This window comes from Terribacillus sp. AE2B 122 (genome assembly GCF_902497585.1).
Taxonomy (GTDB): domain Bacteria; phylum Bacillota; class Bacilli; order Bacillales; family Amphibacillaceae; genus Terribacillus; species Terribacillus saccharophilus_A.
The window spans coordinates 213,276-223,769 of sequence record NZ_LR700944.1; the positions used below are offsets into that span (position 1 = coordinate 213,276).

General features: G+C 41.3%; 14 protein-coding genes. 4 read left to right on the forward strand and 10 right to left on the reverse strand.

Features of this window, described 5'->3' with window-relative positions:
• Positions 1-119 precede the first annotated feature (119 nt).
• Positions 120-341 carry an aryl-alcohol dehydrogenase gene (locus AE2B122_RS09440; RefSeq protein WP_175073897.1) on the reverse strand — a complete coding sequence of 74 codons (222 nt, stop codon included), beginning with the start codon at positions 339-341 and terminating at the stop codon, positions 120-122.
• A gap of 129 nt (positions 342-470) precedes the next feature.
• Here AE2B122_RS09440 and AE2B122_RS09445 point away from each other — a divergent pair, with 129 nt between their 5' ends.
• Positions 471-1,445: a Gfo/Idh/MocA family protein gene (locus AE2B122_RS09445; RefSeq protein ID WP_095269411.1), complete on the forward strand. Its 975-nt coding sequence runs from the start codon at positions 471-473 to the stop codon at positions 1,443-1,445.
• Positions 1,446-1,528: 83 nt separating this feature from the next.
• On the opposite strand, the gene wrbA is transcribed toward AE2B122_RS09445, so the two are convergent.
• The 7 genes from wrbA to AE2B122_RS09480 form a co-directional block, all read right to left on the reverse strand.
• On the reverse strand, positions 1,529-2,140 hold the full coding sequence (gene wrbA, locus AE2B122_RS09450) for an NAD(P)H:quinone oxidoreductase (protein WP_095269429.1): 612 nt from the start codon (positions 2,138-2,140) through the stop codon (positions 1,529-1,531).
• 142 nt (positions 2,141-2,282) lie between these two features.
• Positions 2,283-2,882, reverse strand: coding sequence for an alpha/beta hydrolase (locus AE2B122_RS09455; protein WP_175073898.1), 600 nt, complete (start codon positions 2,880-2,882; stop codon positions 2,283-2,285).
• On the reverse strand, positions 2,882-3,826 hold the full coding sequence (locus AE2B122_RS09460) for a ring-cleaving dioxygenase (protein WP_175073899.1): 945 nt from the start codon (positions 3,824-3,826) through the stop codon (positions 2,882-2,884). The genes AE2B122_RS09455 and AE2B122_RS09460 overlap by 1 nt, the downstream gene beginning before the upstream one ends.
• A gap of 136 nt (positions 3,827-3,962) precedes the next feature.
• Positions 3,963-4,898, reverse strand: a complete 936-nt coding sequence (locus AE2B122_RS09465; RefSeq protein ID WP_095219857.1) for a ring-cleaving dioxygenase — start codon at positions 4,896-4,898, stop codon at positions 3,963-3,965.
• Between the two features lie 20 nt (positions 4,899-4,918).
• A complete protein-coding gene (locus AE2B122_RS09470) occupies positions 4,919-5,539 on the reverse strand; it encodes a nitroreductase family protein (protein WP_095219856.1) in 621 nt (206 codons plus the stop codon).
• A gap of 526 nt (positions 5,540-6,065) precedes the next feature.
• The gene (locus AE2B122_RS09475; RefSeq protein WP_175073900.1) at positions 6,066-6,419 is read right to left on the reverse strand and encodes a hypothetical protein; all 354 of its coding nucleotides are present in this window, start codon (positions 6,417-6,419) and stop codon (positions 6,066-6,068) included.
• A 189-nt stretch (positions 6,420-6,608) separates the two neighbouring features.
• Positions 6,609-6,818 carry a DUF5316 family protein gene (locus AE2B122_RS09480; RefSeq protein ID WP_175073901.1) on the reverse strand — a complete coding sequence of 70 codons (210 nt, stop codon included), beginning with the start codon at positions 6,816-6,818 and terminating at the stop codon, positions 6,609-6,611.
• Positions 6,819-7,035: 217 nt separating this feature from the next.
• Between AE2B122_RS09480 and AE2B122_RS09485 the strand changes: the two genes are divergently transcribed.
• Entirely contained in the window at positions 7,036-7,419 is a 384-nt protein-coding gene (locus AE2B122_RS09485) for a glyoxalase (protein WP_095219853.1), read from the forward strand.
• A 50-nt stretch (positions 7,420-7,469) separates the two neighbouring features.
• On the opposite strand, the gene AE2B122_RS09490 is transcribed toward AE2B122_RS09485, so the two are convergent.
• A complete protein-coding gene (locus tag AE2B122_RS09490) occupies positions 7,470-7,883 on the reverse strand; it encodes a YbaN family protein (protein ID WP_095219852.1) in 414 nt (137 codons plus the stop codon).
• A gap of 176 nt (positions 7,884-8,059) precedes the next feature.
• A complete protein-coding gene (locus tag AE2B122_RS09495) occupies positions 8,060-8,551 on the reverse strand; it encodes an STAS domain-containing protein (RefSeq protein ID WP_095219851.1) in 492 nt (163 codons plus the stop codon).
• Between the two features lie 188 nt (positions 8,552-8,739).
• Between AE2B122_RS09495 and AE2B122_RS09500 the strand changes: the two genes are divergently transcribed.
• Together AE2B122_RS09500 and AE2B122_RS09505 are read left to right on the forward strand one after the other, a co-directional pair.
• Positions 8,740-9,804 carry a hypothetical protein gene (locus tag AE2B122_RS09500; protein ID WP_175073902.1) on the forward strand — a complete coding sequence of 355 codons (1,065 nt, stop codon included), beginning with the start codon at positions 8,740-8,742 and terminating at the stop codon, positions 9,802-9,804.
• A 53-nt stretch (positions 9,805-9,857) separates the two neighbouring features.
• A complete protein-coding gene (locus AE2B122_RS09505) occupies positions 9,858-10,376 on the forward strand; it encodes a GNAT family N-acetyltransferase (RefSeq protein WP_175073903.1) in 519 nt (172 codons plus the stop codon).
• Positions 10,377-10,494 lie beyond the last annotated feature (118 nt).

Consider the following 10,494-nt stretch of genomic DNA (forward strand, 5'->3'; position numbering starts at 1 on the left):
ATTAGTAGCCAGCATTATATTGAATGAAAGAACGGACATCATGTGATACTGATGTCCGTTCTTCGTTTGCAAACTTCTTTTTCCAGGAGGAAACCGAGCTATAATCTCTCAGCTGATTTTCAAAACTGGCTTCCATGCAACGCCACAGCTTTCGAATCAGCAAGAGCTTCGTTAATCTGGTCGAAATTATAGAACTTCACAAGCCTGTCTAATGGGAATAGTCCCTTCTTGTAGTAATCAATAAGTTTTGGAATGAACAGTTTTGGTACCGCGTCTCCTTCATTGACGCCAATCATTGCTTTTCCTTCAGACATGATGTCATTATGCATATCGATTTCCATTGTTGGAACGTTATTCTATACAAAGATAAGGTTGAATTTATTCATATCCCTGCTATTTAACGCTTATATGAAGTAATATTATCTTATAAGAGAAATAGTATACTGCCCCTGAGAGGATGTGGATGCAGGTTGATTAGATTCGGTGTTGTAGGTACAAATTGGATTACCGAGAGATTCATTGCAGCTGGTAGACAACATGAGGATTTCAAAGTAACAGCAGTGTATTCCCGGTCAGATGAAAAAGGTCAAGCATTTACTAAGAAGCATCAGCTTCAACTCTTCTTTACTGATATCAACGAGATGGCTAATCATGATGAAATAGACGCCGTCTATATCGCAAGCCCTAACGCTTTACATGCAGAGCAAGCATTATCATTCATGGAAAACGGCAAGCATGTGCTGTGCGAAAAGCCTTTTGCCTCCACCAGCATGGAAGTATCAAAAATGATCGAAAAAGCAGAAACAAAAGGCGTTGTTCTGATGGAGGCCATGAAATCTACATTCATGCCGAACTTCTTAACAGTTAAAGAAAATCTGCATAAAATTGGCCCTGTGCGATCTTATTTTTCTTCAAGCTGCCGTTACTCTCCTTTCTACGATGATTTGAAGAACGGATCACTGCCAAACCTATTCAATCCCGCTTTATCTGGCGGAGCTTTAATGGATCTTGGTGTTTACACCATCGCTCCATTGGTTGCACTGTTTGGCAGACCAGCATCTATCCAAACGACTGGAACCATTTTGGAATCAGACGTTGACGGGCAAGGGCATATGCTCCTTGACTATGAAGAAGTCAAAGCGAGTGTCATGTTCTCCTGCATTACGAACTCCTATCTTCCTACTGAAATCATCGGCGAAAAAGGCACGATTGTAATTCACCATATATCTAGTCCAAAGAAAGCGGAAATACATTACCCTGACGGAACAAGTGAAGACATTAGCAGGCAGCAGGAATATGACCCGATGTACTACGAAATTGCTGAGTTCATCCAGCTTATCCAAACGAATAAACAGCAGTCATCGATCAATACATGGGAAAATTCAATTATCACAATGGATATACTTGATCAGGCGAGAAGACAAATGGGTGTACCAAGCAATTAAGTAATAGCGTTCTTCAACCTTACCAATATAACCAAAAGGACACTCCTCTAGAGAAGTGTCCTTTTGGTTATATAATACAGTTCTTATTGATTTCCTCTCTTAACCCACTCAGCAACAGAAACTGTACGTTTTGCCTGATGCTTCACAGCAGCTTCCACATCTTCAATCATCTTGCCATCTTGGCCTACTGTTACACTTGTACCGTAAGGGTTTCCTCCAGCTGCGAATAACACTGGATCTGTATAGCCTGGTGTTGCGATGATTGCGCCCCAGTGCATCATGCTTGTGTATAGAGAAAGCAAGGTTGCTTCTTGTCCGCCGTGCGGGTTTTGCGCAGATGTCATAGCGCTGACTACTTTATTGATTGTTTTGCCGTTAGCCCAAAGGCCGCCTTGAAGATCAAGGAATTGCTTCATTTGAGATGGCATGTTACCAAAACGCGTTGGTACACTGAAGATGATAGCGTCAGCCCATTCCAAATCAGCAGAAGACGCGACAGGTACGTCTTTTGTTGCTTCTGTTTGTGCTTTCCAAGCTGGATTACCATCGATGACGGATTGTGGTGCAAGCTCTTGTACTTGCAGTACTTTTACTTCTGCGCCTGCTTCTTTTGCTGCTTCCTCCGCCCATTTTGCCATTTGATAGTTCGTGCCGCCCATGCTGTAATAAACTACTGCTAATTTAACGTTTTCCATTGTTTCATTCTCCTTTGTTTTTCCGAATAATTTATCTAAAAATCCCATTTGTGTTTACACTCCTCATCTGTTGCTTTCACACTTGCTTAGAATCAACCTCATTGATTGATGCACAATTGCGCTGATACATTCTTATAACAATCTAGTCAACATACCATTCCCGAGCTGCTTCCACTTCTGTGTTTGTTAGCTGATGTCCGTTGTTTTCCCAATGGAGCTGGACGTCTGCATGTGCTTCTTTCAGTAGCTTGACCAGTTCCAATGATTCCGCCGGTGAACAGATTGGATCATTGGTACCTGCGGCAATAAAGATGTTTTTACCGGTTAGATCCGGAAGCTCGATTCCTCTTCTTGGCACCATTGGGTGATGGAGAATGGCACCTTTTAAGCTATTCTGATAATGGAACAACAAGCTTGCAGCGATATTGGCGCCATTTGAGTAGCCGATTGCGATGATGTTATCCCGGTCAAAGTCATATTCTGCTGCAGCTTCATCAAGAAACTTATTTAATTCCCTTGTACGGTATACAAGATCCTCTTCATCAAATATACCTTCCGCTAAACGTCTGAAGAAACGCGGCATGCCGTTCTCCAAGACACTTCCTCGAACGCTCAGTACGGAAGCATCTTCATCGATTCTTCCCGCTAGAGGCAATAAGTCTAATTCATTCCCGCCGGTTCCGTGCAGCAGCAGGAAAGTCGGCTTGGTGCTATCTTTACCTTTATGAACAAAGTGTTTCATCATGAATCCCCCTTCAAAACTCTTACTGTGATGTCCGGTAGTGTTTGTTCCAATCCATCTCGTTTGGATTCAAACCAGGACGGCAGCATCAATTTCTCTCCAAGCCGTTCTGTTTGTTCATCTACCGAGAAGCCTGGTGGATCTGTCGCGATTTCAAAAAGAATGCCACCGGCTTCGTGGAAATATAATGCATTGAAATAATTTCGATCAGTTATCTCGGTCGGATGATGACCCTTCTCTTCCAAAAGCTTGTGCCACTCCTTCTGCTCTTCCTCGTTTTTTGCGCGCCAAGCAATATGGTGAACAGTTCCAGCACCCATCAAGCCACGGACTGTAGGAGTGAGCTGAATATCAACTGTATTGCCAATGTCCGATTCGGCACGGAATCGGAGATAATTGCCTTCCTGGCCGATGCATGTCAATCCTAGAATGTTTTCCAGAATATCAGCTGTTTGATGAGGGGCTGCCGAATACAATGTCGCACCTGCAAATCCTTTTATCGCAACGGCTGATGTGATGCTGCCAAAGTTCCAGCTGTTCACAGGACCTTGTTTTTGTTCCACCAGCTCCAAATGAAGACCATCGGGATCATCAAAGCGTAGATACCTTTCGCCAAATCGTTCAGCAGATTCAGTCACTATCTCATACTTCTTCAGCCGCTCCTCCCAGAACAGAAGAGCTCCATCTGGAATGCTGTAGCTGGTTACGCCGACTTGCCCTTTTCCAATACGACCCTTGAGCTGTTTCGGCCACGGAAAGAATGTGATGATCGTACCAGGACTGCCCAGCTGATCCCCGAAATAAAGATGGTATACCTCTGGTCTGTCAAAGTTGATCGTCTTTTTCACAAGTCTTAACCCAAGAACACCTGCATAAAAATCAACTGTTCTTTGCGCATCATTAACCATTGAAGTGATATGATGAATTCCCGCTGTTCTAAGCATTTTTCTCAATCCTTCCGCCATGAGATAGCGACTTATTTCGGCCTTTCATTAGAGCAGACTCCGGTTGGAAACTTAAAATTTTTTTGTAAGTTCGCAGGATCGATGGAAAGCAACTGACCTTCTGCTTTCGCTCACATCAGTCTAAAACTCTAACCTCGAATGGCAATACATGATTTTCAATTTTACTGCGATGCTGTTCATATTGCGCTGGAAGCATCAATTTCTCCCCCATTGTTTCCTGGGTTTCATCAACTGCAAATCCTGGAGGATCTGTTGCGATTTCGAATAGAATTTCGCCGTGCTCCCGGAAGTAAATCGCATTGAAGTAGTTTCTATCCTGAACACGTGTTACACCGTAACCAAGTCCATCCACATATTCGCTCCAATCTAACTGATCCTGATCATCGCTTGCACGCCATGCGATGTGGTGAACAGTACCGACGCCCATTTGGCTTTTTCCGCTAGTTGTCAGTTTAATATCAATTATATTTCCGATATCGCCTGCAGCTTTGTAGCGGACATAATCGCCTTCTTCTCCGACTTTCTCCAAACCCATTTGCTCGAGTAGCTCTGCTGTTGCGCCAGGAGTCTTAGAATATAGAGTTGCCCCTCCGAATCCTTTGATCGCAACTTCAGGTGTCACATCACCGAAAGTCCATGTATTCGTTTCGCCTGCTTCTCTTTCCACGATTTCTAAATGCAGCCCATGTACATCATCAAACTGCAAGTACTGCTCACCGAAGCGTTCCGTTTTCGTATACGCAATTTCGAATTTTTCCAGTCTGTTCTCCCAAAAAGCAAGTGCACCTTTTGGAACCACATAAGATGTAACGCCCACTTGACCGTCGCCGATCTTGCCTTGGTAAGCATTTGGCCAAGGGAAGAAGGTAATGATTGTCCCTGGTTTTCCTTTTTCGTCGCCAAAGTAAAGATGGTATGTGCCGGGATCATCAAAGTTTACGGTTTTCTTCACGAGACGAAGTCCTAATACACCAGCATAAAAATCAGTGTTTTCCTGTGGATGACCTACAATTGCAGTAATGTGATGAATTCCTTGTGTTTGTTTTGTCATGTCTATACACTCCCTATTTTTTATTGATAACTAACAAATTCATTAATCGGCCTGCGATATCCTCTTGGTTTTCTGCTTTCCGTTTTTTCTTTGCCAATCGTAATCATTAGTACTGCTTCATATTGCGCCGGAACATTTAATGCTTCCTTTACTTTGTCGGAATCAAAGCCGATCATCGGACAAGTATCCCAGCCCTTTTCCTTGGCCGCCAGCATGAACAGCATGGCGGATAGGGATGCATTCCGAATTGCTTCGTCCCGGTGAAATTCCTGCCCCCGCTTTTCATAGAAGGAGACGGTGTCATTCACCATAAGGTCATATTCTTGTTTATTAATAACTCCTAACAAATTCAAGCCCTTATAAATATCGGCTGCTTGCTGGAAGGCTTGTTTATCACCTAGTACAAGGACCACAGCAGATGAACTCTCAACCTTGTACTGTCCGTTTGCTGCTTCTTTTAATTTCTGTTTCTTTTCAGGATCTAGGACGACTACGTAATTTGTATGCTGCAGATTGAATGCTGATGGACCTAGCTTCACTAAGTTGAAGATCTCATCAAGTTCTTTTTTTGTTATTGGGTTGTCTGGGAGAAAGTTACTTGCTGATCTCCGCTGATTTACTAACTCGATAAATTCTGACATATCTTCTTCGTCTCCTCATTTACCTCGAATTCGAGATATCTGATTAAAAAAATATAAGAAATTTACTTCGAATTCGAGACATTTGATCAAAAAAATATGAGCTCTTAAGAAGAAGTTTTTATCTCGAATTCGAGATAATTATATATCACATCAATTAAACATGTCAACAGGTTCTTTTTAATATTTTTCCCTACGTAAAAAGACCGGCACTAATGCACCGGTCTTTCCTCCTTTTTATACTATGAGTTACAGGTTTGGAAGGTTGAAATGCAAAAGAAGCGATTAAATGTTCAAGAAATAAAATACTGATAACTCGACACCCATTTAACTGGAAATGTTATGCTGAGAATATGCGAAACTATATAAGCAATCTGCTATTTGTTACTGGTGCTTTGACGATCTTGGTTTTAGGTCTTATCTTTGACTATTCGCTCCTTGCATTTGTACTTTCATCCCTGCAGTATATCGCAGCCTTTATTGTTCACGGAAAAGAAAAAGCTCGGACAGATTGACTGTCCGAGCTTCCTCATGCTGTTTCAGCTTTTCCTTCTTTTCTAATTCTTAAAAGTATAATTTGCCATATCATAAGGAAAGTTAATCCCCAATAGTAGAATTGATTAAAACCAAACACAGTATCTTGTGCAGGACTTAAGATATTCAATATCGTTAAAACGAACAGGAAGAATGCCAGGCAGATAATATCATAGACTAAGCTCCTTGCTGCCAGAGCCCCGCCAATTATTAAAATAACAGCAACCGCAGCAAGCCAATTGCTATGCATATACTGCAGAGCAATTATTTCTGGATAATAATGAGCAACTAGCCATAAAGTTATGACAGCAAAGGTAGTAATTCGCAACCACAGAGAGAAAGCTTTCATCCTAGGTCCCCCTTACAATTCCGTTTTTATAATCATACCAAAAAGGAAAACAATTAGATGACTAACTATACAAAGATATATAAACAATGCAGCAGGAAGTTACTGCGAAATTTTAAACGGCGCCTCTCTTTAACCCGTTCCTGCATTGCTTACACAGCTTTCATTTTCCGCATTGGTGAACTTAACTTACTATAAAATAACATGCAGAATTAGTCCTAGAAGTAAAACAAGTACACCCACTAACACAGAAATTCTTCCAACCTTTAACCGCAGCAATCTATCTTTCTTCGTCTCGGTGTGGTAGTTCGCCCGCTGCTGTGATCCGCTAGTTAGAGCACCCATAAATATCCCACCATTAATGATTGCGATAACACCAATAATGAGTAATACATTCGCCATATGTATCCTCCTTCGGCTCTTATAGTGTTTATACGTGTATATACGAAAAAGGTTGCTATTGGAATATCACTTCTATGTAGATGATCTTATAAGAAGGAAAAGAAACAGCAAACAGCGTATAGATAAATGAAGGAGGAAAGAATATGAATATCTTACATAACGAATTCACCTCACACCAAACTCGGCTTGTGATCACTGCTGCCATGAGTGTGTCCTTATGACGCAAGCATCCTTCTCCCATTTACTGCAGATTTTTCCCTGTCCGGATATACAGAAGACTGCAGCTTATTATGAAAAAATAGGATTTCGGTCTGTTTCCTATCTTAATAATGCGGAGCCGCATATATGCCTGTACCGTGATACTATCGAGCTGATTTTGACGCAATCTGCACTGGATAAAATCTTCCCGAACCGTATACAGTATGGCTACGGATATGATGCGTATTTCATTACAGAAAAGCAGGCAGCGATGCAGCAGGAATTTGTGAACAAAGGCATCACCCTCGTCCGCCCATTAATGGTGACCAACTATGGCAGTAAGGAGTTTGTGTTTGAAGATATAGATGGCAGATGGATAGCAGTCGGGAACAAAATTTCATAAGAAAGACCGTTTTCTATTTAGAAAACGGTCTTTCTCTTTATCTATAAAAGTCATGCACGATTCTTAACGCCGTCGCTTACTTCTTCTGGCTTTATCGTTTTAATTTTCTTTATGAAATAATAGTGTTTTATTAAACCAAGTACAATTAATACAATTTTCACTAGCCATATATCAATATAAAATACCGAAAATAAAATGAAGGCATCTGCAATTATGTTAATTCGGATTTTTTCTTTAAGGGTCATGCCTTTTTTCTCTGTGATAGCCAGCACATATTTTGTATAGAAAGTGGTGCTTTTAAACCAATCGTCGATTCGTTTGGAGCTTTTCGCGTAACAGAATGTAGCTATCATTAAGAACGGGCCGCCGGGCAGTACCGGCAAAACGATCCCTGCTATCCCAAAGCCTAAGAAAATGGTTCCAAGCAGGAAGAATAAGACGTTCTTCAGTTTTTTTATGATCATCACCTTACTTTATAAATACCTTTGATTACCTCGCATTATATCAAAAAAATAAGATGAAAAGTAAGCAGTTATATTGCTAATACTGACGTCCGCGCGGAAACTGTAAGAATTCTGTCAATATAATGGAAAAGTATTGAAAAAAAGAGCCCTCGCATTTGCAAGAGCTCTAGATTTGCTTATTTTTCTATTTCCCTAATTTCCATGCCTTTTTGCTTTAACAAGCTTTTAAGAGCTGAACGGAATGTCGAATACGACTTGAATCCTTGGAATCCTGAATTAGATAGGACGAGCTTTTGTACCAATTTGGCGGAAAAGCCGACGAATATCGTTTCAACTCCCATCAGCTTCAGTGCCTCTGTCAGATTTTTTATATTGGCACTTAGCTCCCCGTAGCCAATTGTATCTATATCCAAGTAGTTGATACCGGTAAGATCAATGATGACTGTATCTGCATCAACATCGACGACGCTGCCTACGATCTTTTCCTGAATATGTGTAAAACGTTCCACAGAAAATGTTCCAGTCAGCGGAACAAGAATCGTATTCGGTACAATGGATGGAATCATCGGTGCAGATAATTCCTTAATCATTCCCTCATATTCTGCAAGTTTTTTCTTCAGCCTTTCATTTTCCAGATGCAATTCTTCTATGCTTGCTATGTCCCTCATCACCTTACTGTGAATTTTTCCTCTCTATCTATAGCAGTATTATACACGCTCTTCCTGAGATATAGAATATACTTCCCATTTCTCATAGTGTGTAATCTACTTGTAATTTACATATTAATGCATCTTTATCTACAAAATTCGGCGGAAATGGTAAAATATAACGAAAGACGACTATAAAGGGGGCGCGTATGGATAGGAGTTTACTCGTAATAGATCAGGATTTGACTGCGGCTTTGGAGGATTGGTATTTACATATCCGACTTGGGAAGCGGCAGGAAGCTTCGGACATGTATCATGAATTGTCAGACCGTTTAGAGGAACTGCAACAGGAGGAGACGCTTTACATAGTCTATTTATTACTCTCCAGCCGGTTTCATGTGCTTGTATCAGATTTGAAGAAAAGTAAACGGTATCACGACAAAGCAGGCAAGTATAAGCATGCTTTCGCGCCAGCATTATATTATTATTATCATCTTACAGAAGGAATGCGTCTAGGTGAGGAGAAGGAATATATATGTGCACTCGCTTCCTTTGAAAAGGCAGAGGAATATCTCTCATCTATTGAGGATGAAGTAGAACAAGGTGATTTCCACTTCCGCAAAGCGATGACATATTTCCACTTGGATATTTCATCTCTTTCTGTCTTCCATACAGAATATGCAGTGAAAGTATTCGAAAAGTACCCCGCTTACCGCTATCTGCTTGCTCGTAGTCTTTTAATGCGAGGGCTCAACTTTATCGACCAAAAGAAATTCACCCAAGCAGAGAGTGCCTTAAATGATGCCCTTTCACATACAGATTTTAAAGATGAAGGTGCACTGGCTGCATTAATTCAGCATAATATTGGATATTTATATGCTGCACAGCAAATGCCATTAGCAGCTATTCCATATTTAACAGCTGCCCGGAAGTATCGGACATATCCTGCTTATTTGAAGACCTTATTCCTTTTGGCAGAATCTTATTGGAAAACTGGACAGCAGGATAAGGCAATGGATGCCTATCGGGAAGGATTCCAGCTAAGTATCGAGGAGAAAGATGACATATTCAAATGGGAATTTGCCATGTTGCATAAGAAGTTTGTCGATCATGCAAATTTCGAAACGGTGTGGGCAGAGGGAATTGAATACTTCTTGGAACAAGGCGATAAGTTCAATGTACGAACTTATGCCAGTGAGCTAGCAGCTTACTTTACGGAAACTGGACAAAACGAATTGGCTATTTATTATTACAAGCTTTCTTTGCAATCCTAGTACACGAAAAACACAACAAGAAACGGCAGAAGTATCACTATAAGGAGGAGAGCATGTCTCATAATTTAGTCTTACTAAAGCCGATTTCCGAGGAAGATGCCAACGCGTTGTTGCCGATCTGGTCAGATGCTGCAGTAACAAAGTGGACGCGTTATCCTATATTACATTCATTAGCAGAGGCGAAAACCCGAATCAAACAGTTGGAACAAACGATGCATACAAGTCGATATACGATTCGACAGCACAATAACCAGGCCATCATCGGTACTTGTGGATTCAAACGCTTAAACTTTCTGCATGAAACAGGGGAAATCGAATTCGAGCTCGGCAGTGCCTTTTGGCGCCAAGGTTTCATGACGGCAGCCCTGCAGGAGCTTTTACACATCGGCTTTGACAGGTTGCAGCTGAATAGGCTCGAGGTCAAGGTCAATGCCGATAATATTGCTTCTCAGCGCTTGGTCAGACGTGCAGGCTTCCGACAGGAGGGCACCATTCGTCAAGGTCGAAAGTGGGAAGGACAGTTTCAGGATGTTCTTCTCTTCAGTCTGCTCCATTCCGAATTCCGCAGCTAAGCCTTCTGACGAAGCACAGAAAGCTAAAAGAGGCTGGGACAAAAGTGTTTTAGCTATATAAAAAACCGAACTATATTGTAAATCTTCATAAGAAAATTTGCATAAGTTCGGTCTTTTT

Bases quoted from the DNA above. Each gene is read 5' to 3' on its own strand.
- AE2B122_RS09440 (WP_175073897.1), bottom strand. From the start codon at position 341: ATGGAAATCGATATGCATAATGACATCATGTCTGAAGGAAAAGCAATG.
- wrbA (WP_095269429.1), bottom strand. From the start codon at position 2,140: ATGGAAAACGTTAAATTAGCAGTAGTTTATTACAGCATGGGCGGCACG.
- AE2B122_RS09455 (WP_175073898.1), bottom strand. From the start codon at position 2,882: ATGAAACACTTTGTTCATAAAGGTAAAGATAGCACCAAGCCGACTTTC.
- AE2B122_RS09460 (WP_175073899.1), bottom strand. From the start codon at position 3,826: ATGCTTAGAACAGCGGGAATTCATCATATCACTTCAATGGTTAATGAT.
- AE2B122_RS09465 (WP_095219857.1), bottom strand. From the start codon at position 4,898: ATGACAAAACAAACACAAGGAATTCATCACATTACTGCAATTGTAGGT.
- AE2B122_RS09470 (WP_095219856.1), bottom strand. From the start codon at position 5,539: ATGTCAGAATTTATCGAGTTAGTAAATCAGCGGAGATCAGCAAGTAAC.
- AE2B122_RS09475 (WP_175073900.1), bottom strand. From the start codon at position 6,419: ATGAAAGCTTTCTCTCTGTGGTTGCGAATTACTACCTTTGCTGTCATA.
- AE2B122_RS09480 (WP_175073901.1), bottom strand. From the start codon at position 6,818: ATGGCGAATGTATTACTCATTATTGGTGTTATCGCAATCATTAATGGT.
- AE2B122_RS09485 (WP_095219853.1), top strand. From the start codon at position 7,036: ATGACGCAAGCATCCTTCTCCCATTTACTGCAGATTTTTCCCTGTCCG.
- AE2B122_RS09490 (WP_095219852.1), bottom strand. From the start codon at position 7,883: ATGATCATAAAAAAACTGAAGAACGTCTTATTCTTCCTGCTTGGAACC.
- AE2B122_RS09495 (WP_095219851.1), bottom strand. From the start codon at position 8,551: ATGAGGGACATAGCAAGCATAGAAGAATTGCATCTGGAAAATGAAAGG.
- AE2B122_RS09500 (WP_175073902.1), top strand. From the start codon at position 8,740: ATGGATAGGAGTTTACTCGTAATAGATCAGGATTTGACTGCGGCTTTG.
- AE2B122_RS09505 (WP_175073903.1), top strand. From the start codon at position 9,858: ATGTCTCATAATTTAGTCTTACTAAAGCCGATTTCCGAGGAAGATGCC.